Source organism: Cobetia sp. PDI-23MA (genome assembly GCF_059507735.1).
On record NZ_CM183352.1, the window covers coordinates 2,909,105 to 2,935,904 of the forward strand.

Sequence of the window (26,800 nt, forward strand, 5' to 3'; positions counted from 1 at the left end):
ACCAGTGATGGTCGGGGCGTTTTCGTCACATCCTGCCAGAGGCTCATGACATCTCATGAGCGTGACAGAAGGCTCACGTGCGGCTGGTGACTTCCAGCAGGTGATAACCGAACTGGGTCTTCACCGGGCCCTGCACGGTGTTGATGGGGGCGCTGAACACGACTTCGTCGAATTCCTTGACCATCATGCCCGGACCGAAGGCACCCAGGTCGCCGCCACTGCGGCCGGACGGGCAAGAGGAGTGCTCGCGAGCGGCATCAGCGAAATCGCGGCCGTTCTCGATTTCGGTCTTGAGAGCTGCACACTGTTCTTCGCTGGAAACGAGAATATGACGCGCTGTGGCCTGTGCCATGTCTATCACCTGTCACTGATCGAATAAATGCCGCCGGCAATCACCGTCGGCGTGGCAGGTCATTGTGGCCCAAGGCAGCGCTCGCCGCTAGCGTCGCGCGCCTCCCCACCTGCTCAGCGATACTCCAGACACGCGAACGCCCACCCGGAAGACCGGATGGGCGTTGAGGACGCTCGCCTGAGAGCGTCGGCAGCAATCGCTTACTTGGCGACTTTCTGCATGGCCTCGGAGGCGGACTTGGCGTTGCTTTCTGCCAGTTCCTGACCTTTCTTGGCGTATTCCTGGTTCAGCTCGACCACTTTCTGGGTGTCGTTCTGCAGCTTCTCGCCCAGAGTCTTGACGGTTTCCTGCTGCTCCTTGACGAAGTTCTTCAGACCTTCGCTGTCCTTGATCTCGAGCATGGAACGCGCCTGGGTCAGGGAAGCATCAGCATAGGACTTGGTCAGTTCCATCTGTGCGCCGATCAGCTTCTCGCTGTAATCGATGCTCAGGGCGCTGAACGCACGCAGCGGAGACAGGAACATATCGTCGAACTGCTGAGCGGACTTCTCGAAGTTGGCATTGAACATGTAGGCACCTCCAGGGTATTGGCATCACACTGAAATGAACCGGAGCGTTGCTCCGTTCGGTTATCAGGACTGAACCGGGCTGGTGCACCGTAGTGACCGAGCCATCATTATCAAGCCGTCACTATCAAGCCGTCGCGGTCAGATAGTGCTATCGACCAGGTTCCATCCTCGCTGCAAAGCAGCATAAGACAGTCTTTGTTGCACTGCAACATCAAAAACATCGCAACGACTGGTCTGTACGCCCTGATTGATGCAGTTGGCTGATTACACTGGAGAAAAACAATCAGAAGCCGAAAAGAAAATTGACGCCTTGGGGCCCCGTCATGCCACACACCACGCCCCTGGAACACCAGACTGGGCCAAAGTGCTGGGCCATAGGGCTGGGAGGATAGAGAGCTAGGACAGAGGGCTGAGACACAAGCCCGAAGCTGAAAGGCTGAACTTGAGGAGAGCGCCGTGCTTATCCCTCACTGGCATGAGGCGTCGCGACAGCGTTTGCAGAGCAGGCGCCCGCCCAGCACGCGCGCCTGCTCTGTCTGGCGACAGAAGTCGACACTCTCGCTGGAGAGCCAACGCCGACAGCCCTGGCAGCGCGGCAAGCCATCCTCATCCTGTGACTGGGCGGAAGACGCGCCCTGCTGATTGCCGGGCACAGTCCCCGGCTGCTCGCCTGCCGTCTGCGGGCTAGCGGGATCTGCTTGGCTGTCCTGGTGCCGGGCCTGCCCCTGAGCCTGGTCCAGCGCCGGGTGCCCGGGCTGCCAATGCGCGGCCTGCAGCCCTCGCCCCCCAAAACCGCACTGCCGTTTCAGGGCAGCCGTAGATGTCACGCCACGCTGGAGCGCCAGCGTCGTGTCATCCGGCGCTCCCTCCTTGTCCTCAGACTCTACCGCCATGGCAGCGCTTCCACCTGAGGTCCGCGCCAGCTCTTCAGGCGATGGCGGCGGTTGCCATAGATAGGCCAGCGGGGACAGCGGAGTGGCAGCGTCGCCCTCCGTCGCGCGCGCGTCAGCGGCCAGGCCCAGCTTTGCCACCCAATCCGTATTGGGGGCCACATGCCGGGTCGCGATGGCGCGCCCCAGCTGGCGCAGGCGGCGCTGATCAAGGCGGTGGGTAAAACTGCGCAGCCGTGTCACGTAAGCGGTCTTGCCACTCACCTGCAGGCACTGACGCTTGAGGCGCGCGAAGGACAGCAGCGCACGACTGTCCACGATATCTTCCGGCGGTCGGCTGACCTGAGCCGCATCGGCCACCAGGATGCGATAGCGCAATTGCGGCTGCAGCGTCATCCCCAGCCGCACAGGCAGCAACGAGGAGGCCTCCAGCCATTGCATGATGGCGCGGCTACGCTCAGGGATCGTCTGCAAGGGACACGGCGTCACGGCATGCGCCATGGCACCATCTTCGCCAGTGGGTGTCTCGCTCCCCCGCGCGACTCGTCCGCCATGGGCCAACAGCTCACCGAAGGGGGTGATCGAGAGCGTCAGATCAAAACAGGAGGCATCCAGCACCCAGACCTGCATGAGGCTGTTGATCAGCAGGTGATCGATCTCGATCACGCCCTCTGCCTGCGTCAGGCGCACATCATGCAGCACGACCCAATCATCCCGCGTCCCCAACAAGGCATCCAGCTGGCTTGCCAGTGCACGGCGACGCGCCTGACGGGCACGTATCGCACGCAGGGCCTCCAGCACCTTGTGGCGCTCAGGTGCGGCAAGCGCAGCATCCTGCGCCAGCACCTCGAGCACCAGCAGATCGTATTCCCGTGAATCGCAGTCCTTGATCAGCATGGGCGCCTCTGGATTAGAGCATTCATATATAACTCAGTGTAGCGCTCCATTCGCAATCTTTCTTGCCTCTGACTCCGCGGGAGAATCCGCCAGCGGATAGCGGATGACAGTCACGAGGCCTGAAGGTCATCACTCCTGCGCTGGCTGGGGCGCGGCCTCCCGGTAAGGCAGCATTGCCGTCACCTGCTGACGCGCCTTGCTGATCCAGCGTGCCTCCTCCTCGACCGCCTCTGCCACCGCCTCCTGAAGCCCGGGATGCATCAGCCAATGCAGCGACCCGGTGGCATACGCCGCGAAACCGCGGCTGATCTTGTGCTCACCCTGAGTACCGGGGTCGAAGCGCTTGAGCCCTCGCTGCAGGCAGAATTCGAGCCCCTGGTAATAGCAGACCTCGAAGTGCAGACAGTCGGCGTGGACTTCGCTGCCCCACCAACGACCATACAGGCAATCACTGCCGATCAGACACAAGGCTGCCGCTACCGGCACGCCCTGCTCATCGCGCGCCTGCACCAGCAGCAACCGCTCGGGCATGTGGCGCCTGAGCTGCTGGAAGAAATCGAGCGGCAGATAGGGCCGCTGGCCGCGCTCGAGATAGGTCATGCAGTAGCAGCGGTAGAAGGCCGCGATGTCATCAGGGCCAATCTGCGCTCCCTCGAGCCTGGCCAGCGTGAAGCCCTGCTCGGCGACCTTGCGCCGCTCGCGACGGATCTCCTTGCGCCGTTTGGAGCGCAGACTCTCGAGCCAGGTGGCGAAGTCAGGCTCGCCGCGTGACTGCCAGTGATATTGCATCCCGGGACGCGAAATCAGCTCCGGAATCGCCGCCTGCCAGTCTTGCCGCTCCTGTGCCGAGGCAAACAGCAGATGAAACCCGCTGTGCTCATAACGACGCAGCGCGCTCCCCGGCTCTGCCGCAGGCGCGATACCCGCCTTGAGGTGCGGCCACAACCAGGCAAGCAAGGCACGCCGGGCAGCGGGCGACGTCAACTGCGGCGAGGTGACAAGACGCGGCCCGTCACTGGGGGTGAACGGCACGGCAGTCAACTGCTTGGGGTAATAGCGACCACCGGCCTGCTCCAGGGCCTCCGCCCATTGCTGGTCGAACACATATTCGCCACGCGAGTGCAGTTTGAGATAGCGCAGCAGCCCTGCCAGCAAGCGGCCGTCGGCGTCTCGCACTACCAGATGGGCAGGATGCCAACCACTGGCGGCGCTGGCCGCACCGCAGCTCTCCAGCGCGCTCAGATAGGCATGTTGCAGGAAGGGATAGTCATCGCCTGCCAGCGCATTCCACTCACTGACGGTGAGGGCGTCGAGGGAATTCAGCACCTCCAGGCGCCAACCCTGCTTCTCTGCGGCATCTGCGGCGCTCGCAACCTGCTGCTGGCCTGTCGCAGCCCCTGCCGCGTGAGCCGCCGCCCCTGTCGCAGCTTCATCCTCTACCTGCCATTGCCCTGTCACCGTACTCTCCTCATGGTCTTGCCATGCCCACCGCTGATGCAGACATGCCGCATATCCCAGGACATGCTAGTGTGTCGTCATGATGCAGGACAACGAGACCCACATGACAGAGACTCCCACGCCGCCCGACGACACGTCCACGAGCGGCTCGCAGACCCCGGGGCGCACTCAAGAGTCCTCGCAAGGGCCCTCTCAAGGCCCCTATGCGCCGACCCCGCCCGCGCAGGACACCCATGCCAGCACGAATCTCATGGCAGTGGCCGCCTTCGCCCTGAGCGTGCTCGGCTGCCTGCTCGCGCCTGCGGCACTCGGCGGCGTCGTGTGTGGCCACATTGCGCGCAGCCAGATCCGCCGCAGTGGCGAAGCCGGTGACAGCTGGGCCCTGGCCGGGCTGATTCTCGGTTATCTGCTGATCGCCCTGTCGCTGGCCGGCCTGCTGATGTTCGGCGGCATGATGCTGACCATGTTCGGCATCATGGCCTTCAGCACCTGACCAGCGCCTGGGCTCTCCGGCTTGAACGTGCAGCGCGCCTGCACGGATAATGCGTCGACATTGCTTCCCCGTGCCAGCGGGGCATGCCTGCCTCTCGCAGCGCCTGCCCTGCCAGCGATTCCGGTTCCCCCGAGCCGCCTTGATACTGAGCGAGCCTCGATGTTGTACTCGATTCTCGATAATGATTTCTACAAGTTCACCATGCAGAACGCCGTGGTGAAACTGTTTCCGTATGCGCGCGCTCGCTACGCCTTTATCAACCGTGGCGAGCATTCGTTCCCGCCGGGGTTCGGCGAGGCCTTGCGCATCGCGGTAGACAACATGGCCGAACTGGCATTGAGCGTGGAAGAGAAATCCTTCCTCGAGCTTCACTGCCCCTTCCTGGACCCGACCTACCGCGACTTCCTGGCGGGCTTCCGCTTCGATCCCTCCGAAATCACCATCACCCAGACCGGTGATGAGCTGGAGATGCATATCGAAGGCTACTGGTATCGCACCATCCTGTGGGAAGTCCCGCTGATGGCGATGATCAGCGAGCTCTGGTATCAGCTGGGCGGAGATCAACGCGACAGCGATCAGGCCCTGCGCGACAGCACCCTGGCCAAGATCGAGCACTACAAGCGTCTCGGCATCCGCGTGGCGGAATTCGGTACTCGTCGTCGGCACTCCTACGATGTGCACGACAAGGTGGTCGCGGGCCTCAAGGACCACGGCCGTGGCTGCTTCATCGGCACCAGCAACGTGCACATGGCGCAGCGCCACGGCATCAAGCCGATCGGCACGCACGCCCATGAGTGGTTCATGTTTCATGCCGCGCGCTTCGGCTTCAAGATGGCCAACATCCTGGCGTTGGAGAACTGGGTCAAGGTCTATCGCGGCGACCTGGGTATCGCCCTGTCTGACACCTTCACCAGCCAGGCCTTCTTCAAGAGCTTCGACAAGAAGTTCGCCAAGCTGTTTGACGGCGTGCGCCACGACAGTGGTGACCCCATCGACTTCGCCGAGACCACCATCCGTCACTATGAGTCGCTGGGGATCGACCCCAAGACCAAGACCATCGTGTTCTCCGATGGCCTGGACACCGACAAGGTCGATCGCATCGTGCGCTACTGCGCCGGACGTATCGGCATGTCGTTCGGCATCGGCACCAACTTCACCAATGATGTCGGCCCGCAACCGATGAACATGGTGATCAAGATGACCGAAGCCCGCCCCGAGGGTCAGGAATGGGTGCCGGTGATCAAGCTGTCGGATGTCTCGAGCAAACACACCGGTGACCCCGACATGATTCGTCTGGCGCACCAGGTGCTGTCGCTCAAGGAGCTGGATTGAGCCGCGCGCTCAGCGATCACTGAGCGCCTTGCCATGGCCTCCTGCCAGAGACCTTGAAACAGGCTCATGAAATAGCTTCTAGAAAAAGCCCCATGAAAAAGCCCGCCCGGAAACTTCTCGGACGGGCTTTTGCGTGTCGATCCCCTTCAGCACCGGTGACGGCGGCTCAGGTCTTAACGACTCAGGTCTTGCAGCTCAGGTCTTGACGGATTTCTTCGGTGTCTTGAAGACCTCATTGAAGAGGTTGAGCATGACCTGCCAGGAAGCCGAATCCGCGGCTGCATCATAGCCCAGCGGCAGCTCGTACCTGGCCGCCTTGGCATCCGACTCCGGATTGGTGAAGGCGTGCCTGGCGCCCGGATACTGGATCAACGTGGTGCGCGTCTCGAGTGACTGGAAGGTCGCGACCAGCTTGTCGAGATCCTCCTGCGGCACCAGCGTATCGGCCGCGCCATTCTGGATCACGACCCGGCCGGCAAACGGCTCGGGCTCCGTCACGGCAATCGACGGGCTGCCATGGAAGCTGACGACCGCCTTGAGCGGCGCTCCGGTCAGCGCCATGTTGAGCACCACGGCACCGCCGAAGCAGTAGCCGATTGCCGCCATGCGCTCGCCATCGACTTCCGGGCGTGAGCGCAGCACCGCCAGCGCCGAATTGAAGCTGGATTCGGCCTTCGGCCAGTCACTCATCACCGCAGAGGAAAAAGCACCGGCCTCCTTGGGGTGCTCGGCCGTGCGCCCACCACCATACATGTCGACGGCCATGACCACGTAGCCCAATCCTGCCAGCTGTTCGGCGCGCTTGCGGGCGTAGCTGTTCAAGCCCCACCACTCATGTACCAACAGGATACCGGGACGGCGTCCCTGCGCCTTGGCATCGCGTGCGATCAGGCCGACGTGCTCCTCACCATTGGCCCGATAGGTCACCGTCTCCGTCACCACCTGCGGCCCCTCGAGACGATTGACCAGCGGTGCATCCTCGGCGGCCATGGCCTGTCCGGCAGAAAATACCGACTGTGCAAACAACAGGGTGCCAGCGCACCAGCCACGTAACATTCGCATCGTCTACTCCTTGTATGACGTGATCCACTTGCATGACGCGATCCACAACCCGAGACACCGGCTGCCGGTGTGCCCGATTGATCACCGGTGTTGGCTCAATTGTCCTCGCTCAAGGACTGCGATGCCAGCACCACCCGATCGCGACCGCTGCGCTTGGCACTGTAGAGCGCCATATCGGCACGGTGCAGGTAGCCGTCCCGAGTCTCCCCCGACTGGGGTGTCGCCACCCCCATGCTGATGGTGCAGTGCAATGTGAGTGACTTGAAGCGAACTTCCAACGCCGCGATCTGCTGTCGCAGTCGCTCGGCCATTCCGACACCGGTGGCCGTGCCGGCATCGGTGAGCAGGACGGCAAATTCCTCGCCGCCCAGACGCGCAAAGCAGTCGTCGCGCCGCAGCTGGGCACGACACGCCTCGCCAAGACTGATCAGTACCTGATCGCCCGCCGCATGACCGTGAGTGTCATTGACGCGCTTGAAGTGGTCGATATCAAACAGGATCAACGCCACCTGCTCCCGCGATGACGAACTCAGCAGGGTATCGAGCGTGTCGAGGAAGCTGGCGCGGGTCATGGCACCCGTCATGGCGTCCGTCATCGCTTCATGCTCACGCCGCTGTTCGATCAGCTTGCGCTCATGAATGTTGCGCGACACCGACAGCACGCGCTGATAACGCCCGGTGACGGGGTCCATCGAGGGCGTCGAGATCGACTCGAACCACAGCGTATGTCCGGCCTTGTGTTGAATTCTGAAATCGATTCGAAATACCTCGCCGAGACAGGCGGCACGATGGACTTCATGGGCGATGCGCTGCATGTCGTCAGGGTGGATGAGCTGCTTGATCTCATGACCGATGACCTCCTGCGGCCGGTAGCCACAGAGCTTTTCCACCGAGGGGCTGATGTACTGACAGATGCCGTGGGAGTCCTCGATGCTGACCAGATCGCTGACGGAGTTGAGGATGAATCGGTAGCGCTCCTCGCTCTGGCGCAGCTCATCCTCGATACGGTATCGAGCGGTGGCATCGTCACAATAGCCATTCCAGATCACGCCGCCCCCGGGGGAGTCGATCATCTGCGGCAAGCCGACACAGGCCAGCCTGCGCTCCTGACCATCCGGATGCTGATAGCGTATCTCCGCCTCCCAGGGCGATTGCTGCTGGGCACTGGTCTGCAGAGACGCAAGCAAAGACTCGCGCTCGCGATCCTCGATACGCGCCAGCAGCAGCATGGGGTCGTCGATGACGGCCTGCGGGTCGAGCCCCAGCACTTGCGAGGCGACCGGCGAGAGGTAGGTATAGCGCAGCTCGCCCTCCTGACTCAGGCGACACTGGAAGAGGACGCCGCGCATCTGCTGGACAAGGTTATCCAATTGGCGCCGATGCGCTTCGCGCTGAGTGACATCACTGAGCTTGCCGAGCACGTCAGTGACCTTCCCTTCAGGGGAGTAACTCAGCTGCATGTCATCCTGGAGATAGCGCTTGCGCCCATCCACATGCACGAAGGCGTAACACAGGCTCAGACGGCTATGGCGCTCCCGCACGGCCTCGCCGAAGCGCTGCTGACAGATGGCCAGCTCATCCGGCACCAACCGGGCCCGCCAGAGACCCGGGCTTGCCATCAGCAGGTCATGTGAAAGCCCGGTGAGTGCCTCGCTGCCTGCCGACAGATACTCCAATTCCTCTGGCGGCCATTCACCAGCGGTCGCGTAGTGCGCGCCGGGTGTCTCATCCACCCGCCGCGCCAGACGCTGCTGTTGATCGACCACATGCTCGAGACGTTGATGTACCTGAGTGATGTCACGCGCCATCACGGCCACCTGACGCCCCTCGTCGGCGAGCGAGCGCCCCAGACTGACCATCTGGACGGACAATCTGGTTTCCCCCCGCGGCAGCGACAGGCTGATATCGCATTGCCAGGGCTCGGCTCTCTCCAGGCTACGCAGGACATGAGGGAGGTAGAGGTGCTCAAGCGAGAGGCGGGAATGTGCACAGGCCGCGTCGTGATAGAGATGCCAGGCCGGGTTGGCATGACTGATCACCAGTCTTTCATCCTTGAGCAACAGGATCGCCATCGGGTCACGACTGCGCACCATCATCAGACGATAGGCACGTGCCAGCTGCCGCTCCTGCTCATTGGCCTTGTCACGCTGCGTGATATCCGTCACTCGTCCACACAGCGGATGCCCAACGCCGGAACTCCACAGACATTCCTCGAGCAACAACAGCTGCCCGCTGCGGTCGCGCATGCGATACGTCGTACGCTCGACCTGCCCCATCGAGGCGCGAAAGTCACTCAACCGCTGCCGGTCGGCGGTGATCACCAGCGAAAGCCAGAGCTCCGGCTGCTTGAGAAAATCCCGCACCGTATATCCCAGCAGGCGTTCCGCCGCTGCATTCATGGCAATCAGGCGCTTACCATCAGCACTGAGCGTGAACAACACATCTGCCACGACAGCATAATGATGCTGCAGCAAACGACTATCCGCGAATGATTCAGGCAACGTGAAACCCCTTCTCTGTCATGCGGTTAGCTCAAGAATGCCCTATCCATGGCGCTGGCAGCCAGCAGCCCTCCCACTCCCAATGCCTGATTGCGCGAAGATCCAGGCAGATGACGGCATATGAACGATTGCGACCTTTCCTTCTTGCGTCTGACTATCTCCCTTATCGGCAGCGGACGCGCAATGTTGTGGTCAAGTATCACGCAAGCGGCGCCGAAGGGAAAACCTCATGGATGCAAAAAGCCCGAAGCATAAGCTTCGGGCTTTTTTGAGAGCTGACCTTGAGCAGAGCTGGCCTTGAGAAGAGCTGGTCTGGAAAGATCTAGCCTTGCGCGGAACGCGGCATGGCATCGCCGATGAGCGCGGAGGTCGGGGCATCAGGTGCGCGGCTACGGCCGTCGTTGCTCTCGCCAGCCGGCTGGGCAGTCGCGCGCGGGGCATTGCGCTTTTGGCGCCGCGACTGCCGGCTGTCCTTGTCCTGCTGGGCGGAAGGCGCCTTGTCCGGCAGGCGCGCCCGCAGATGATCGAGCAACGCGCGAAAATCATCCGGCTCCATGCCGATGCGCTCCGCTGCGGCACTTTCCTGCCATAGCACATAGATCGCCGGCTGCTCACGCCCCAGGTCCATACCCACGACCTTGCCCTCACGCTGGGTACGCGGGTCACGCAAGGTAGCACCGATCAATTCATGAGCTTCGCGGATGGCATCGTGCATCTGAGACAGCCTGCTGTGGAAGTCGAGATAACTGCCGGAGAGTATGCGGCAGTGTGGCAATACCTTCCCTGAATTGCGCACAACAATGGATCACTCGCAGGCCATAGGGCCGCCTGCATGATTTGACGTTGTCATGACCTGGCTCACCAATGGATGCAAGGCCAACAGGTGCGAAGTGTAACACACCGCCACAGTTTCGCTAATTTCACTCGACCGTGAATTACGATGGCGACATGTTGACCACCTTTCTCGACGTATCAATGCACGTTTCACACCACCCACCCCGACTCTGTCGCGATCGTGCTAAAAAAAGTTGCCATAAGTCCACGCCATTGACGCCAGGCAACGACAGCTTGCGCTCTGAAACACCTCCCGCACTTTCGTGGCGCGCAAAAAAAAACCTCTCCCATTGGGAGAGGTTCAAGAATGGATGACGCGATGTCATTCCGAGCAGCATCGAAGCCGGTCTTGGCGCCAACCCTGACCGACCACCGATTCAAAGGGGACGAATGGCATTGCCTTGTCCGTGGAGCCTTAGCGCGACGCGAGAATCCTCGGGCCACTCGTCCTCACCTGTTGGGAGCCTGCCCTGCTGTCTTGCCGACAGACTGACAGCCCCCCGAATTCTTGCTGCCCCGCGCGGCCTTGTCGTTTGATCGTTGATGGATCAAGGGCCGCGCGGGGCTCATCAAGCGGTTACTTGGCGGCTTGCATCGCCAGCGCAGTGTCGAGCATACGGTTGGAGAAGCCCCACTCGTTGTCGTACCACGCCATGACCTTGACCAGGCGATCTTCGCTGACGCGGGTGTGGTTGCTGTCGAAGGTGGAAGAGTGTGCATCGTGGTTGAAGTCGATGGACACCAGCGGCAGCTCGTTGACGGCCAGCACGCTGGAACCTTCGGCGGCCTTGGCCACAATGGCGTTGATCTCTTCGATGGAGGTATCACGCGACGCGGTGAAGGTCAGATCGACCAGCGACACGTTGATCACCGGCACGCGGATCGCCAGACCATCCAGCTTGCCGTTCAGTTCCGGCAGCACCAGACCCACTGCCGCAGCGGCACCGGTCTTGGTCGGGATCATGGAATGGGTCGCGCTGCGGGCACGGTACGGGTCGGAGTGGTAGACATCCGACAGGTTCTGATCGTTGGTGTAGGCGTGAATGGTGGTCATCAGGCCATTCTCGATGCCGACTTCATCATTCAGCGCCTTGGCGACCGGCGCCAGGCAGTTGGTGGTGCAGGACGCGTTGGAGACGACCTGATGCTCAGCCTTCAGCACATCTTCGTTGACGCCGAACACGACGGTCGCATCGGCATCGCCGCTCGGCGCGGAAATCAGCACACGCTTGGCGCCGGCTTCGATGTGCTTGGCAGCGGCAGCACGCTTGGTGAACAGACCGGTGCATTCCATCACCAGGTCGATGTCCAGACTGGACCACGGCAGCTGGGCCGGGTCACGCTCGGCCAAGATGCGGATCTTGTCGTCACCGACGAACAGGTTCTCTTCGTCGTGCGAGACGGTTTCGACGAAACGCCCGTGCACGGTATCACGGCTCAGCAGGTGAGCGTTGAGCTTCGGGTCACCCAGATCGTTGATGGCGACGACCTGGATACGATCGTTGTACTGACCTTCATACAGCGCACGCAGCACGTTGCGACCGATGCGACCAAAACCATTGATGGCGACGCGTAATGTCATGACTCAACTCCTGTGGCGTATGGCGGGTGCAGGACCAGACCTGATCGAAGAACGCCAGCTTGCAATACGTTCCATGAAATTATCCTACACGCTTTTCCCATAATTTGGCCGAAAGTCGTCCAGTCTTCAAGCAGTTTTTTTGTTAAATTTACCGAATATTCCGAACAAAACCGTTTCTCGAGCGCCATGACGCGCTACTGTAGGCTACCCCGGCAACCAAACGACGCGACACGGGTGATGCGAGAGGCTTTACACCGCCATCACCACTGGATAGCGTCGCCGGGCAGCAGCACGCCCACACAGCGGGAAACGCTTTCTTTCGCCAGCCTCGGCGCCCTGCGCCGCCTGATACATGAGGTAAGAGCATGTCAGTCAACCAGACCGTAGAGCACGTGACCCAGCGCATCATCGACCGCTCCCGCGAACGCCGCGCCGCCTATGAGCAGTTGATGGAAAGCCAGCAGCGCCGCGGCGTGCACCGCTCCGAGCTCTCCTGTGGCAACCTGGCGCACGGCTTTGCCGCCTGTGGCGAGACCGACAAGAATCGTCTCAAGCTGATGAACTCGGCCAACCTGGGCATTATTTCGTCATATAACGACATGTTGTCCGCCCACCAGCCCTTCGAGGACTATCCGCGCATCATCAAGGAAGCCGTCCAGGCGATGGGCTCCACCGCCCAGTTCGCCGGCGGCGTGCCCGCGATGTGCGATGGCGTGACCCAGGGCCAGCCGGGCATGGAGCTGTCGCTGTTCTCGCGTGACCTGATCGCCATGGCCGCTGCTGTCGGCCTGTCGCACAACATGTTCGATGGCGCCCTGTTCCTCGGTGTGTGCGACAAGATCGTCCCGGGCCTGTTCATCGCCGCCGCACGCTTCGGCCACCTGCCGACGCTGTTCGTGCCGGCCGGCCCGATGCCCTCCGGCCTGCCCAACAACGAGAAGGCGCGTGTCCGCCAGCTGTTCGCCGAAGGCAAGGTCGGTCGCGATGCACTGCTGGAAGCCGAGTCCGCGTCCTACCACAGCCCGGGCACCTGCACCTTCTATGGCACCGCCAACTCCAACCAGCTGATGGTCGAGCTGATGGGCCTGCACCTGCCGGGCGCGTCCTTCGTCAATCCGGGCACGCCGCTGCGCGAAGCCCTGACGCGTCACGCCGCCGAGCAGACCATCCGCAACAGCGAAGTCGGCGGCGACTACCGTCCCTTCTATCGCCAGATCGATGCCCGCGCCATCGTCAATGCCATGGTCGGCCTGCTGGCTTCCGGCGGCTCCACCAACCACACCCTGCACCTGGTCGCGATGGCCGGCGCAGCGGGCGTGACCATCACCTGGGATGACTTCACCGAGCTTTCCGCGGTGGTGCCGAGCCTGACGCGCATCTACCCCAACGGCCAGGCCGACATCAATCACTTCCAGGCGGCCGGCGGCATGAGCTTCCTGATCCGTGAACTGCTCAAAGCGGGTCTGCTCCACGACATCCCCACCCAGGACGGCGGCACCCTGGCCGGCTATGTCCGCGAGCCCTTCCTCGAGAACGGCAAGCTGGTCTGGAAGGACGGCCCCACCGACAGCCTCGACGAGGATGTGCTGCGCCCGGTGGCCAACCCCTTCGCCCCGACAGGCGGCCTGACCGTGCTCGACGGCAACCTTGGCCGCGGCGTGATCAAGGTCTCTGCCGTCAAGGAAGCGCATCGTCTCGTCGAGGCACCGGTGAAGCTGTTCAGCGATCAGGATGAGCTCAAGGCCGCCTTCGAAGCCGGTGAGCTGGAGCAGGACATGGTCGCCGTGGTGCGCTACCAGGGCCCGCGCGCCAACGGCATGCCGGAACTGCACAAGCTGACGCCCTACCTCGGCATCCTGCAGGACCGCGGCTTCAAGGTCGCACTGGTGACGGATGGCCGCATGTCCGGCGCCTCGGGCAAGGTCCCGGCCGCCATTCACATGACGCCGGAAGCGCTCGATGGCGGCCCGCTGGCACGCCTGCGCGAAGGTGACGTGGTCCGTCTGGACGCCAATGCCGGCACCCTCACGGCGCTGGTCGATGAAGCCGAATGGGCCGAGCGCGAGGCCGCGACCATCACTCGCGACAGCTACCATCACGGCCTGGGCCGCGAGCTGTTCTCCGGCATGCGTTCACTGGTCGGCGGTGCCGAGGAAGGCGCTTCCAGCTTTGCAGGCTACGGCGACCTGCCGGGCAGCGGCCACGACCTGATGTGATGGGCACACCCTGTCACTCTCCTGAGGCACTGACGCAAAGGAAGGATGCCGGACGATGACCCGCGACACCTCCCATCGCCTTGCTCTGGTAGGCGATATCGGTGGCACCAATGCCCGGCTGGCACTTGTCCAGCCGGGTAGCCACACCCTGCAACACATCCAGACGCTCGCCTGCGCCGAGCATGCCGGACTCGAGGAGGCCATCCAGGCCTACTATCGGATGCTGGGCCTGTCAGAGGCCGAGCACCCCGTCGAGGCCTGCCTGGCCTTCGCCTGCCCCGTGCATGATGAACGCGTCAGCATGACCAACAATCACTGGACGTTTCTCAAGCGCGAGGTGCGCGACTCACTGGGGCTCGAGCGCTTCAAGTGCCTCAATGACTTCACCGCCATGGCGCTGGGCGTGCCCCATATCGAGGCCAGCGAACGCCTGGCCATCGGTGAGGAGCTCACCGAAGGTAGTGGCGATGCGGCCTCGCCACGCCTGGTGATCGGCCCCGGCACCGGGCTGGGTGTCGCGGGGCTGGTACGCGGCACGCACAACTGGATTCCGCTCGCGACCGAAGGGGGACATGCAAGCTTCGCCCCCACCGACGAGATCGAGGATGGCCTGCTCGGCATCTTCCGCCGTCGCCATGGTCGCGTCTCGGTGGAGCGCCTGCTGTGCGGCCAGGGCATGCTCGAGATCTATCAGGCCCTGGGCGAGCTTCGCGGAATGGCGACGCCTCTCGACAGTGCCGCCAGCGTCAGCCAGGCCGCCCATGCGGCGGCAGTGCAAGATGAAGCCTCCATCAGGAGCGAGGCTCTGGCACTCGAGGCGGTGATGCGCTTCATGAAGATTCTTGGTGCGGTGGCCGGCGATGCAGCCCTGACACTGGGGGCACGCGGCGGTGTCTATCTGTGCGGTGGCGTGCTGCCGCGCAATTTGGATCTGCTGATGCGCAGCGATTTCCGCCACGCCTTCACCGACAAGAATCGTCTGAGCCGTTACAATGCCGCGATACCCACCTGGGTGGTGACCGCACCGTGGACCGGCCTGCTGGGCGCCGCCGAGGCTCTGCACAATGAAGAGGTGACATGATGCATTGTCACCTCCTGAACCATCGAGGTAGCTCGAGATGATCCCCGAAAGTCTGCGCGAACTGATCGCCGACACCGCTGGCCAACGCACTGTCGAATGGCAGGGCCGCTCGCTGTTGATCCTCAACCAGGCGTGGGGCGAGCTGGTGGTCTGCCACCAGGGGGCTCAGGTGCTGCACTATCAGCCGACGGGCGATTCTCCCTGGCTGTGGGTGACGGAAACGCCCGCCTCCCTGCCGGGCAGCATTCGCGGCGGCATTCCGCTGTGCTGGCCCTGGTTCGCGGATGAGTTCCCCGAGGGCGAAAGCGAACTGCACGGCCCCGCTCGCAAGGCCGACTGGCGCATCGATGCGGTGGACGAGGAAGAGGAAGGCGTCGAGATCCATGCCTCACCGGTCTCGGCACTGCATGCCGCCCTCTCTCCGCGCGTGGTGATCTTTGCCAACCGCCGTTTCCTCAAGGTCGAGCTGATCACGGAAAACCGTGGCGAGACCCCGATCAAGATGACCGGCGCGTTGCATACCTACTTCGCAGTGCCGAATGCCTTCGCGTGTCGTGTCACCGGTCTGGCCGGCGCCAGCTACCTGGACAAGCGCCAGGACTTCTCGCGCTTCGACCAGCAAGGTGAACTGGGCGTGCGCGGCCCGCTGGACCGCATCTACCAGACCAGCCGTGTCCAGGTGCTCGAGGACGGCAAGCGTCAGCTGCGCATCGCCAAGCAGGGCTCTGACTCCACGGTGGTCTGGCATCCCGGGGACGCGCCGCCGGCCGACACCAGCGTCGAGAATGCGCGCAGCTTCCTGTGTGTCGAGACCGCCTGCACGCGCCTCGATCCGGTCTGGCTGCCGCCGGGCGCTCAGCATCTGCTGGCTCAGCACATCTCACCGCTGAACGGTGATGAGGCGAGCGGCAAGTGAATGCCAGCCGGCCACGCGGCTCACGGCGTGGCCGGCACCTTGCGCACCTTGTCGACCAACCGAGAGCGCCAAGCCCCTGAATCGTGTCATCGCCACGACTCCCGGCTGACAGTGACTTTCGCCTCGCCTGCAAGCGTGCGTCGGGCCGCCACAGAATGCGACCCGCCCCGATGAACTTCCACAACCCATACGATGGACACTTCCATGCTGCAATTGACCCGTAGTGTTTCCTGGCAGGCGCTGACCCGGCTGGGCGAGGTGACCCGCAACGACCGCATCCGCGATTACTTCGCGGCGGATCCCAAGCGCTTCGAGAAGATGAGCCTGCGCGTGGGCGGCCTGTTTCTCGACTACTCCAAGCACCACATCTCCGATGAGGTGATGGAGGCGCTGGTCGAACTGGCTGAGCACTCTGCACTCGTTCAACGTCGCGCGCAGATGTTCTCCGGCGACATCATCAACGTCACCGAGAATCGCCCGGTGCTGCACACTGCGCTACGCAGCCAGACCAACACGCCGGTCATCGTCGATGGCAAGGACGTGATGCCGGAAATCCACAAGACGCGCGAGCAGATCCGCGCCTTCTCGGAAGCCGTGCGCAGCGGTGAGTGGAAAGGCTTCGACGGCCAGCGGATTCGCGACGTGGTCAACATCGGCATCGGCGGCTCTGATCTGGGCCCCAACATGGCCTGCCGAGCGCTGCTCAAGCATCGCCACCCGGAAATCAATTTCCACTTCGTCTCCAACGTCGATGGCAACCACATCCAGAAGGTGCTCAAGCGCCTGGATCCGGCCACCACGCTGTTCATCGTCTCCACCAAGACCTTCTCCACCCAGGAAACCCTGCTCAACGCCAAGACGGCGCGCCGCTGGTTCCTGGAGCACGCCGGCGAAGATGCCGACGTCGGTGCCCACTTCGTCGCGGCTTCCACCAACCGCAAGGCGGCCAAGGAATTCGGCATTCGCGAAGAGAACGTCTTCGAATTCTGGGCCTGGGTTGGCGGTCGCTACTCCATGTGGTCTTCCATCGGCCTGCCCATCGCCCTGTCCATCGGCTATGAAGGCTTCATGGAGCTGCTGGAAGGCGCCCATGAGATGGACCAGCACTTCATCAATGCGCCGATGGCCGAGAACATGCCGGTCCTGATGGCGCTGATCGGCATCTGGTACATCAACTTCATGGGCGCCGAGACCCAGGCCATCGTGCCTTACGACCAGGCCCTGCATCAGCTGCCCGCCTTCCTGCAGCAGCTGGATATGGAATCCAACGGCAAGTCGGTCGACATCTTCGGCCGTCCGGTGGACTACAAGACCGGCCCGATCGTCTGGGGCGAGACCGGCTCCAACGGTCAGCATGCCTTCTTCCAGCTGCTGCACCAGGGCACCCGCTACGTGCCCATCGACTTCATCGCCTCGCTGAAGCCGGAACCGGGCACCGAAGAGCACCACTTCGCGCTGATCACCAACATGCTGGCCCAGGCCAATGCCTTCATGGAAGGCAGCCAGGATGGCAGCAACCTCGATCCGCACTACAATTGCCCGGGCAACCGCCCGTCGAGCACCCTGCTGCTGGATGAGATGACCCCGCGCAATCTCGGCGCACTGATCGCCCTCTACGAGCACAAGGTCTTCGTGCAGGGCGTGATCTGGAACATCAACTCCTTCGACCAGTGGGGCGTGCAGCTCGGCAAGCGCATCGCCGGGGAGATCAGTGCGCGCATCGATACCGACGTGAAGGCCTTCGATCCGTCCACCCAGGGCCTGCTGGCGCTGGTCCGCGAGCACTTCCCTGCCGGTGGCGCCACCCAGGCGGATGACAGCAACGACAAGCCGGGCAAGAAAGCCAAAGGCTCCACGACGACCACTCGCAAGGAAACCTCCTCCTGATGACTCCGGTAATCGCGTTCGGCGAAGCGCTCGTCGACATGCTCTCCAACAAGCTCGGCGGCCAGGCCGTCGAGCAGGAAACCTTCACGCCCTACGCGGGCGGCGCTCCGGCCAACGTCGCGGTGGCCTGTGCCCGCCTCGGCCTGCCGAGCCACTTCGTCGGCATGCTGGGTCAGGACAGCTTCGGTGACTTCCTGCACGACGAACTGAGCGCTCATGGCGTGCAGATGGAACACGTCAAGCGCACCAGCCATGCGCGCACCGCGCTCGCCTTCGTGTCTCGCGATGAAGAGGGTGAACGCCGCTTCGACTTCTATCGTCCGCCGGCCGCTGACCTGCTGTTCCGTCCGGAGCACGCCGGGCCTGAGCTGTTCGCGACTCCCGCCATCTTCCACCTGTGCAGCAACAGCCTGACCGACGCCGGCATCGCGGACACCAGCTTCGTGCTGGCATCACGCGCACGTGCGGCAGGCTCTCTGGTCAGCGTGGATGCCAATCTGCGTCACAACCTGTGGCCGAACCAGCAGGTCGATGTGACCCTAGTCACGCGCCTGCTGGACAACGCCGACATCCTCAAGCTGTCCCAGGAAGAGGTCGAGGCACTGACCGGCAGTCAGCCGCAGACCGACTGGCTCGAAGCGCGCCTTAAGGCCGGTGTGCGCCTGATCGTGCTTACCGATGGCCCGGGCGTGATTCGCGCCCTGGTACGCAAGCAGAGCGGCGACATCGAGACCGTCAGTATCACGCCGCCCAAGGTCAAGGCGGTCGATACCACGGCCGGCGGCGATGCCTTCATCGGCGGCTTCCTGTCAGCCCTCAGCGAAGCCGGCATCCATGCCGACAACCTGAGCGACTGGTGCGAAGATGAGAGCCATCTCAACGCCGCACTGGAGCGTGCTGCGTCCTGCGGTGCCTTCGCCGTGACTCGCCCGGGCGCCTATGCTGCATTGCCCAAGCGTGAAGATCTCGACGCCATGAAATGATGGCCGGACAATCACGCTGACGAATAACAGACCAGCGTTATCATTTTCCCGGAAAGCGCAGGATAAAAGCCCCTTTGATCTGATGATCAAAGGGGCTTTTTCGTGACCATGACGCTCATGCTTGTGCACTGGCCACCCTCTCTTCATCGAACGGAGAGTCAGTCATCACGGAAGTGACAGACGTAAAAAAGCCGGCCCCGAGGGACCGGCTTTCGTTAGCCTGCTAGACGGTTGAAGACGTCTTAGAAGCCGTAGTAGATGCCGACTGCAGCACCGTCGCTTTGATCGCCGGAACGATCATACTGAGCGTACTCGACGAAAGTATACATCGCGGAAGAGATGTTGTAGGTGGCACCGACGGTGAATTCGTTGAAGCTGTCATCGCCATACTCGGTAGCATAGTTGGACTGATCTTCAGCATCGACGTACTGGTAGGCACCGTAGACGTCGCCCATGCCATAGCCGTAACGTGCACCGATTCCATAGAAATCGACATCGGTATCGTCGCCTTCACCGTCGAAACGCTCAGCTTTGACAGCAACACGCAATGCATCAACAGTATACTGAGCAGTCAGACCATACTGGTCACCCACGTCATCGCCATCGACGTTGTTACCTTCGTACTGATCCAGGCTGTCGTACACAGCAGCGACAGAGAAACCGCCCACGGTGTATTTTACACCACCGAAGAATGAAGTTTGGTCAGAGCCACTGATGTTACCGGAGTCACCAGCGTTACGGACGCCATCATCGTTGTCATCGGAGTAAGAACCTTCTCCATTGAAGTTGGCACCAACGGCGAACTGCAGCCCGGCGTAGCTCGGAGACATGTACTGCAGCTTGTCACCTTCGCGCAAGGTGCTGTCATCGTTATCTTCGTTGGCAGTCAGTGCGGTACCGGAGTCGCTCAGATCAAAGTATTCATTGTTGGTTACCGGATCCTGGATCCAGTCATCCATCAGCGGATCCCAAGAACCGATACGCGCATCACCGAAGGAGCCCTTGGCACCGACATAAGCCTGGTCGCCAGTATCGAGACCGCCAGCGCCCTTGGCTTCGTCAGCGTCATATTCCCACTCGGCCTTGAAGTAACCGACGATGTCGTCGTTGATCTTGTGCTCGCCCTTGGCACCGAAGGTAGAGCCGTTGTCAGTCAGATCGCTGTCCGGATCGCCACCCAGCTTATCGATATAAGTATAAGCAATCTGAACGTTACCGTAGATGTCCAGCTTGGTACCGTCCTGGTTGTAGACGGTTGCAGCGGAAGCGGAAGTAGCAGCCAGGGCAGCAGCGCCGGCGATGGCAGTAGCCAGAAGTGTCTTTTTCATCGCGATAGTTCCTTAACTAGCGTTAACTGTTCGATCGTGTCTGCCGGTGGCAGTGACCAAGGTTCCGGGCGCTTGATGACGCCTCTAAAACTCTGTGGTCTAGTTATTATCCAATGCTCGCAGGGAAACCATATACCGGGCTTTCAGGATGTGCAACAGAAAAAAACACTGTTTTCGATCACCACTCCTGAACCTATCCATCGGTCGGTTGTCTGGCGTGAGCATACTCTAGGGCCCACGAATGAAGGATTCATGACAACCATGCGTCTTGACGCCGATTTCTGCAGCATCGAGCGCATCGCTGAGCGTTAATCCCGGATTCATTGTGGAAAAACCTCGTTTGCGACAAAAGTCGCAGATCAAATACCCGTCAACTGCTGTGCTTGTCTGATGCCAAGCTGTGGTTTCCTCTCAGCTTTATCTTCATCAAAGGCACCGTCCCTGTGCCAGTGATTCATTGATGAGTCTGCTATCAAGATCTGCAGACAGTTATCGTCAACTGCTCAACCAGTTGGGCAGGAACAGCGAGATCGCCGGCACATAGGTGATCAACACCAGGAACAGCAGCAACAGCGACAGCCACGGCAATGCTGCCCGAATGACCCAGGTCATCGGCTTGCCGGTGATTCCCGCCGTCACGAACAGATTCAGCCCCACGGGAGGCGTCAGCATGCCGATCTCCATGTTGACCACCATGATGATGCCGAGATGGATCGGGTCGATCCCCAGCTGCGTCGCGATGGGAAACAGGATCGGCGCCATGATCAGCAGGATGGCCGAGGGCTCCATGAAGTTGCCCGCCGCCAGCAACAGCAGATTCATCACGATCAGGAAGCCCCATGCCGGCAGTCCCCAGCCGATGATGGTTTCGGCGATGGTGTGCGGAATGCGCTCCGTGGTCAGGACATGCGCGAACAGCATCGCGTTGGCGATGATGAACAGCAGCATCATCGAGACACGCGCGCCATCCAGTACCACCTTCTTGACCTCCTGATCGGTGAAGGACCCCAGAAGCCCGGCAGGCACCTGCCACAGCGCGCGCAACCCCGCACTCCCCCAGGCTTCGTTGCCCTTGCGCCACGGCACGTTCTTCAAGGGCCCCATGTCGCGATAGCCCACCACGGCGATCAACCAGGCATACACCGTGGCCACGGCCGCGGCTTCGGTGGGACTGGCCACGCCACCATAGATCGAGCCCAGCACGATGAAGATCAACATCAGACCGCCCATGGCGATCAGGCCGGAGCGCGCAAGCACCCGTACGCCAGGGAAAGGCTGAGCCGGCAACTTCTTGATCCGCGCCGCGATATAGATCGCGACCATCAGGATACCGCCCATCAGGAGGCCCGGAATCAGGCCGGCCATGAACATCTTGGCCGCCGAGACTTCCGTGGCGGCGGAATACACCAACATCACGATGGACGGTGGAATCAGAATACCCAGCGTACCCGCATTGGTGATCACACCCGCCGCGAAGGACTCGGTATAGCCCTGGCGCACCATGCCCGCGATCACGATGGAGCCGATGGCCGCCACCGTGGCCGGAGAAGAGCCGGACACGGCGGCAAACAGCATGCACGCCAATACGGAGGCCATCGCCAGCCCACCGCGCACGTGGCCGATGGCATCGGTGGCGAAGGTGATCAGGCGACGTGCCACGCCGCCGGTCGAGAGAAAGGTGCTGGAGAGAATGAAGAACGGGATCGCCAGCAGGGTGTAGTGATGCGACAGGGCTTCGAACAGCTTGATCGCCACCGACCCCAGTGAGTCACTGGAAAACAGCAGGATCGTGGTAACGCTCGAGAAGCCCAGCGCAAAGGCGATCGGCATGCCGAGAAAGATGCCGCCGAACAGCAGCGCAAACAGAGTGGCTATGGTCATCGTGGTGTTCCCTGATCACTGTCACGGCCAGCATCGCCGTTGTCTTGGCCATCCGGCTCATCCGACTGCACCAGGTGCATGCTGTCCTCGCCTTCGTCATGAAAGCCGAAGCCACTGGCATCGCCACGAATCACCTTCCAGCCCAGTACCGTAAAGCGCAGCATCAGCAGCAACATGGCAATGGGCAGAATGGTGAGGGCATACCACTTGGGAATCGCGATGTCCTCAAGCTCGATGCCGATCATCTTCATCAGCGAGAGATATTCATAACTGCCGACCAGCAGCAACACGCAGTACGCCATGCAGATCGCCAGCGCCAGCAAGGTCGCCACGCGCTGCCAGAGCACCGGCAGCATCTTGACCACGACATCCACACCGATATGCGCGCCCTGCTTGACGCCCCAGGACACGCCGATCAACACGAACCAGCCCGCCAGATACAGCGTGGCTTCCTGTGACCAGCTGATGCCGGTATTGAAGACAAAGCGCAACACCACCTCGACGAAGACCAGCAGCACCATCGCTACCAGCAGCAGCGAGAACAGCGTCTCTTCCGCCTTGTGAAGCCATCTTAGTGCCATGGCAAGAATCCTCATGTCGCTCAAGGACACTTGCCCCACGCGTGATCGCCGATTTTCTGGCGCTCAAGATGGGGCAAGTGATGGATGGCCTGACGGCTTACTGGTTGGCCGCTTGCGCGGCGTCGATGATGTCCTGACCGATGTCGTCGGCAAACTCGCCCCATACCGGCTTCATGGCGTCGACCCACTGCTGACGCTGGGCATCGTCGAGCGTGATGATCTCGCTCTGGCCGGAATCGAGGATGGCCTGCTTGGCCTCCATGTTCTTGGCTTCGGAGAGCTGGTTGCCGTAGACGATGGCCTCATCGAGCGCCGACTTGACCTCGCCACGCACATCATCCGGCAGGCCATTCCAGAAGCGTGCCGAGGACACCACCATGTAATCCAGCACACCGTGGTTGGATTCGGTGATGTACGGCTGCACCTCGAAGAACTTCTGGGAGTAGATATTGGAGTAGGTATTCTCCTGACCGTCGATGGCCTTGGTCTGCAGCAGAATGAAGACCTCGGAGAACGGCTTCTTCAGCGAGACGGCATCCACCGCGTCAAACTGGGCCTCGAGCACATCGGAGGTCATGATGCGGAATTTCTTGCCGTCGGCATCCTCCGGTGTCTTGAGCGGCGATGACGCGGACAGCTGCTTCATGCCGTTATGCAGATAACCGAGCCCCACCAGCCCCTTGGATTCCAGCGACGTCAGCAATGACTGGCCCGTCTCGCTGCTCTGGAAGCGCTCGACAGCGCCCATGTCCTTGAACAAGAAAGGCAGATCGAAGACCTGCAGCTGATCGGTATATTTCTGGAACTTGGACAGTGACGGCGCGGCCAGCTGCACATCGCCCAGCAGCATGGCTTCCAGCACCTTGTCGTCCCCGTACAGCTGCGAACTGGGGTAGAGCTCGACTTCCACCTTGTCGCCCAGACGCTCTTCTACCAGCTGCTGGAATTTCTTGCCCATCTGGCCCTTGGGGGTATTTTCCGCCACCACATGGGAGAACTTGATGGTGATCGGGTCGGCCATGGCCGTCGCTGAGGCAAACAGGATGGCGGCACTCAGGGCGGTCAGGGCTGGCTTGATAAGGCGCATGGCGAATCCTCTTGAATTGCGGATATTGTTGGTCTTGTAGGGCATTCGATATCCCGTCTGCGCGGCTCCGACACGAAGCCGCGCAGAGGTGCGGCGCGAGCAGGGATAGCCGAGACACTGCGAGCATTGCGCCACAGCCGCCAGATAGACGAGACAATCCAGACAATTCAATAAGTTGCAAACGCACAGTTCACCCACAACTCGCGCACAAGTGAGCCGAATTCCGCGGGTCGCCGGCGATTTGTGAGGAGTTGTGCGGATTTCCGCCCACCAACGACAAGGCCCCTGTGCGGGAATCCGCACAGGGGCCTTGTCTGTTAGTACCGATCATTGTCGATCGAGCGTCTTCCTCAGCTGTCACACCACCTGCCAACACATTCTCAGAGACGGGGCTCAGGGACGGTACTCAGGGACTTTGTTCAAGGACGGTGTTCAGGGACGATGCTTGGTCATCAGCTCGCTGAGCTTGTGGCTGATACGCTGATCGGTCGCCTGCTCTTCACGCGCCTTCTGTTGACGCGTCAACTCATCGAGCTGCTGACGGGCATGGCGTGCTTCATCTTCCGTCACGGCACCCACCGACTGGCCCGACAGATCCACGCGCTGCGTGCCCGCCCGTACCGCCTTCAGATACCGCGGCAGATGGACATAACCCGCCAGCGCGCGCCGCACCAGCTTGTCATCCCAGGGCTCGTTTTCCAGCAGCTCGATATGGATGCCGATCTTCAGCGGCCGGGTATGGCCCTTGAAGAAGGTATCCGGATAGCGCTTGTACCACTGCTTGAGCAGCGCATGGGGAGAAGGCGCTGCCTCAGGCCGAGACGCCTGCTGCGCCTCGCCCTGCGTGACTTCGTTCTGCTGATGCGCTTCCTGCTCCTGCGGTACCTGAGCTTGCAGTGCCTGAGCCTCGGACGAGTCGGCAGCCGCCGCTGTCTGCGCGGCAGCTACCGGCTGACTCACGTTCAGGCGCTCTGAGGCCAGGCGTTCTGCCTGCGCCTCCTGCTGCGCTGCCAGACCCGACTCCGCATTCGTGGAGGGTTGCGGCGCAGAAGCCTGCTCAGCCAGTTCGCGCAATTGCGCATCTCGCGCCAGCAACGCCTCATTCACCGCGTTCAACTGCGCCTGCTGCTCCTGCAGTGTCTGGCGCGCCGCCGCGAGCTGCTCAGCGAGCTGCTCTCGCTCACGACGCTCTGCGGCCAGTGCACGCTCGGCGTCTGCCAGGGCACGCTGATGCGCATCGGCATCTGCCGTGGCTGCAGACGTTGCCTGCTGCTCAAGCTGGGCCAGCGCATCGCGCAGGCGGGCATTTTCCGACTCCAGGGCCGCACGGGCCTGGCGCTCTGTGTCACGCTGCTGTCGCTGTGTGTCGGCTTCATGTTCAAGCGCAGAATACAGCGCTTCGAGGCGATCCATCGTCAAGGCCTGAGCCTCCCTTGCACGCTATGGGCAGTTCCGTTTGGCACCAGTCTGTGTCAGTACCTGCTGACTGTAAAGGTCACGCCGGCCAGCCAGTGGCTCAGACGTCGCGGCGCTCGAAGCGCACGAAATCATAGGCCGGCAGGCCCTCACCGCTCTCCCCCGGGACGCGCTGCGCTTCCTGCCAGCTCGCATCCAGCGCCGGGAAATGGGCATCGCCCTCGATCTCGACCGCAACCTCGGTGAGATAGAGGCGCGTCGCCACCGGCAGCGCCTGGGCGTAGATCTGACCGCCACCGATCACCATGATCTCATCCACGCCTTCGATCATCGCGTGGTGGTCCGCCATGCTCAGCGCGGCGGCCAGGTCACTGCAGACCCGTACGCCATCGTGACTGAACTCGCTGTCACGCGTGACCACGATGTTGAGGCGGTTGGGCAACGGCCTGCCGATGGAGGCGAAGGTCTTGCGACCCATGATCACCGGCTTGCCCTGGGTGACATGCTTGAAGAACTTCAGGTCTTCCGGCAGATACCACGGCAACTGGTTGTCGACGCCGATCACGCGGTTGACCGACATGGCAGCAATCATCGCGACGGGCACGACGGTGTCAGCCGCCGCCGTCAGCGGAGAGAATTCATTATCGCTCATACAGCCACCTGCGCCTTGATATGCGGATGGGATTCATAGCCTTCGATGGCAATGTCATCGAAGGTGAAATCGAACAGATCCGTGACCTCCGGATTCAACACCAGCTGCGGCAGCGCCAGCGGCTCACGCGTCAACTGCTCACGCGCCTGCTCGAGATGATTGCTGTAAAGGTGGGCATCGCCGAGGGTGTGGATGAACTCGCCCGGCTTGAGGCCACACACCTGTGCGACCATCTGGGTCAGCAGCGCATAGCTTGCGATGTTGAACGGCACGCCGAGGAAGATGTCCGCGCTGCGCTGGTAGAGCTGGCACGACAGGCGACCATCGGCGACGTAGAACTGGAACAGCGCATGACAGGGCGGCAGCGCCATCTCGTCCACCAGCGCCGGGTTCCAGGCCGAGACCATCAGACGGCGCGAATCCGGGTTGGTCTTGATCTGCTGGATCAGCTGGCTGATCTGGTCGACGGAACCGCCTTGCGGGTTCGGCCAGCTGCGCCACTGGTAACCGTATACCGGCCCGAGATCGCCATTCTCATCGGCCCACTCGTCCCAGATACGCACGCCGTTTTCCTTCAGGTAGGCGATGTTGGTATCGCCTTTCAGGAACCACAGCAGCTCGTGGATGATCGAGCGCAGGTGCAGCTTCTTGGTCGTGACCAGCGGAAAGCCTTCGGCCAGATCAAAGCGCATCTGGTGGCCGAAGACACTCAGGGTGCCGGTGCCGGTGCGATCGCCCTTTTGTGTGCCGTTTTCCAGCACATGGCGCATCAGATCTAGATAGGGTTGCATGGTGGCGAGTC

22 protein-coding genes are annotated in these 26,800 nt (G+C 61.9%); 7 read left to right on the forward strand and 15 right to left on the reverse strand.

Annotation, left to right across the window (positions count from 1 at the left end; all coding sequences use genetic code 11):
- Window positions 1-73: 73 nt before the first annotated feature.
- From AC5WNJ_RS12365 to AC5WNJ_RS12380, 4 genes are all read right to left on the reverse strand, one after another.
- On the reverse strand, window positions 74-352 hold the full coding sequence (locus tag AC5WNJ_RS12365; protein WP_043331408.1) for a peptidylprolyl isomerase: 279 nt from the start codon (window positions 350-352) through the stop codon (window positions 74-76).
- Window positions 353-552: 200 nt separating this feature from the next.
- Window positions 553-921 carry a phasin family protein gene (locus AC5WNJ_RS12370; RefSeq protein ID WP_043331409.1) on the reverse strand — a complete coding sequence of 123 codons (369 nt, stop codon included), beginning with the start codon at window positions 919-921 and terminating at the stop codon, window positions 553-555.
- Between the two features lie 467 nt (window positions 922-1,388).
- Window positions 1,389-2,708, reverse strand: a complete 1,320-nt coding sequence (locus AC5WNJ_RS12375) for a nuclease-related domain-containing protein (RefSeq protein ID WP_495929814.1) — start codon at window positions 2,706-2,708, stop codon at window positions 1,389-1,391.
- Window positions 2,709-2,837: 129 nt separating this feature from the next.
- Window positions 2,838-4,166, reverse strand: a complete 1,329-nt coding sequence (locus AC5WNJ_RS12380) for a GNAT family N-acetyltransferase (protein WP_495929815.1) — start codon at window positions 4,164-4,166, stop codon at window positions 2,838-2,840.
- A gap of 103 nt (window positions 4,167-4,269) precedes the next feature.
- Here AC5WNJ_RS12380 and AC5WNJ_RS12385 point away from each other — a divergent pair, with 103 nt between their 5' ends.
- Both AC5WNJ_RS12385 and pncB read left to right on the forward strand, forming a co-directional pair.
- Window positions 4,270-4,659, forward strand: a complete 390-nt coding sequence (locus AC5WNJ_RS12385) for a DUF4190 domain-containing protein (RefSeq protein ID WP_253061269.1) — start codon at window positions 4,270-4,272, stop codon at window positions 4,657-4,659.
- Window positions 4,660-4,818: 159 nt separating this feature from the next.
- Window positions 4,819-5,991 (forward strand): nicotinate phosphoribosyltransferase, encoded by a 1,173-nt coding sequence (gene pncB, locus AC5WNJ_RS12390; RefSeq protein WP_495929816.1) that lies wholly within the window; start codon window positions 4,819-4,821, stop codon window positions 5,989-5,991.
- A 195-nt stretch (window positions 5,992-6,186) separates the two neighbouring features.
- On the opposite strand, the gene AC5WNJ_RS12395 is transcribed toward pncB, so the two are convergent.
- The 4 genes from AC5WNJ_RS12395 to gap all read right to left on the reverse strand — a co-directional run bounded on the left by AC5WNJ_RS12395 (window position 6,187) and on the right by gap (window position 11,970).
- Entirely contained in the window at window positions 6,187-7,053 is an 867-nt protein-coding gene (locus tag AC5WNJ_RS12395; RefSeq protein WP_495929817.1) for a dienelactone hydrolase family protein, read from the reverse strand.
- Window positions 7,054-7,148: 95 nt separating this feature from the next.
- Window positions 7,149-9,554: a PAS domain-containing protein gene (locus AC5WNJ_RS12400; protein ID WP_495929818.1), complete on the reverse strand. Its 2,406-nt coding sequence runs from the start codon at window positions 9,552-9,554 to the stop codon at window positions 7,149-7,151.
- A gap of 322 nt (window positions 9,555-9,876) precedes the next feature.
- Window positions 9,877-10,269 carry a hypothetical protein gene (locus AC5WNJ_RS12405; RefSeq protein WP_495929819.1) on the reverse strand — a complete coding sequence of 131 codons (393 nt, stop codon included), beginning with the start codon at window positions 10,267-10,269 and terminating at the stop codon, window positions 9,877-9,879.
- Between the two features lie 696 nt (window positions 10,270-10,965).
- Window positions 10,966-11,970, reverse strand: coding sequence for a type I glyceraldehyde-3-phosphate dehydrogenase (gene gap / locus AC5WNJ_RS12410; protein WP_495929820.1), 1,005 nt, complete (start codon window positions 11,968-11,970; stop codon window positions 10,966-10,968).
- 365 nt (window positions 11,971-12,335) lie between these two features.
- On the opposite strand from gap, the gene edd reads away from it, so the two are divergent.
- From edd to AC5WNJ_RS12435, 5 genes are all read left to right on the forward strand, one after another.
- Entirely contained in the window at window positions 12,336-14,186 is a 1,851-nt protein-coding gene (edd, locus tag AC5WNJ_RS12415) for a phosphogluconate dehydratase (RefSeq protein ID WP_495929821.1), read from the forward strand.
- 55 nt (window positions 14,187-14,241) lie between these two features.
- Window positions 14,242-15,267: a glucokinase gene (glk, locus tag AC5WNJ_RS12420; RefSeq protein WP_495929822.1), complete on the forward strand. Its 1,026-nt coding sequence runs from the start codon at window positions 14,242-14,244 to the stop codon at window positions 15,265-15,267.
- Window positions 15,268-15,304: 37 nt separating this feature from the next.
- Window positions 15,305-16,183 carry an aldose epimerase family protein gene (locus tag AC5WNJ_RS12425; protein ID WP_495929823.1) on the forward strand — a complete coding sequence of 293 codons (879 nt, stop codon included), beginning with the start codon at window positions 15,305-15,307 and terminating at the stop codon, window positions 16,181-16,183.
- A gap of 204 nt (window positions 16,184-16,387) precedes the next feature.
- Window positions 16,388-18,070 (forward strand): glucose-6-phosphate isomerase, encoded by a 1,683-nt coding sequence (gene pgi / locus AC5WNJ_RS12430; protein WP_175088500.1) that lies wholly within the window; start codon window positions 16,388-16,390, stop codon window positions 18,068-18,070.
- Window positions 18,070-19,053 carry a carbohydrate kinase family protein gene (locus AC5WNJ_RS12435; RefSeq protein WP_495929824.1) on the forward strand — a complete coding sequence of 328 codons (984 nt, stop codon included), beginning with the start codon at window positions 18,070-18,072 and terminating at the stop codon, window positions 19,051-19,053. Before pgi ends, AC5WNJ_RS12435 begins: the two co-directional genes overlap by 1 nt.
- 242 nt (window positions 19,054-19,295) lie before the next feature.
- Here AC5WNJ_RS12435 and AC5WNJ_RS12440 read toward each other — a convergent pair whose 3' ends face one another.
- The 7 genes from AC5WNJ_RS12440 to AC5WNJ_RS12470 all read right to left on the reverse strand — a co-directional run bounded on the left by AC5WNJ_RS12440 (window position 19,296) and on the right by AC5WNJ_RS12470 (window position 26,789).
- Window positions 19,296-20,381: a porin gene (locus tag AC5WNJ_RS12440; protein WP_495929825.1), complete on the reverse strand. Its 1,086-nt coding sequence runs from the start codon at window positions 20,379-20,381 to the stop codon at window positions 19,296-19,298.
- Window positions 20,382-20,876: 495 nt separating this feature from the next.
- Window positions 20,877-22,262 (reverse strand): TRAP transporter large permease, encoded by a 1,386-nt coding sequence (locus AC5WNJ_RS12445; RefSeq protein WP_175088497.1) that lies wholly within the window; start codon window positions 22,260-22,262, stop codon window positions 20,877-20,879.
- Entirely contained in the window at window positions 22,259-22,843 is a 585-nt protein-coding gene (locus AC5WNJ_RS12450) for a TRAP transporter small permease subunit (RefSeq protein ID WP_176677673.1), read from the reverse strand. Before AC5WNJ_RS12450 ends, AC5WNJ_RS12445 begins: the two co-directional genes overlap by 4 nt.
- Window positions 22,844-22,940: 97 nt before the next feature.
- On the reverse strand, window positions 22,941-23,930 hold the full coding sequence (locus tag AC5WNJ_RS12455) for a TRAP transporter substrate-binding protein (RefSeq protein ID WP_175088495.1): 990 nt from the start codon (window positions 23,928-23,930) through the stop codon (window positions 22,941-22,943).
- Window positions 23,931-24,362: 432 nt separating this feature from the next.
- A complete protein-coding gene (locus AC5WNJ_RS12460; protein ID WP_495931052.1) occupies window positions 24,363-25,343 on the reverse strand; it encodes a ProQ/FINO family protein in 981 nt (326 codons plus the stop codon).
- Between the two features lie 103 nt (window positions 25,344-25,446).
- Window positions 25,447-25,998 (reverse strand): dihydrofolate reductase, encoded by a 552-nt coding sequence (locus AC5WNJ_RS12465; protein ID WP_054555577.1) that lies wholly within the window; start codon window positions 25,996-25,998, stop codon window positions 25,447-25,449.
- Window positions 25,995-26,789: a thymidylate synthase gene (locus AC5WNJ_RS12470; RefSeq protein WP_176677675.1), complete on the reverse strand. Its 795-nt coding sequence runs from the start codon at window positions 26,787-26,789 to the stop codon at window positions 25,995-25,997. Before AC5WNJ_RS12470 ends, AC5WNJ_RS12465 begins: the two co-directional genes overlap by 4 nt.
- Window positions 26,790-26,800: the final 11 nt, after the last annotated feature.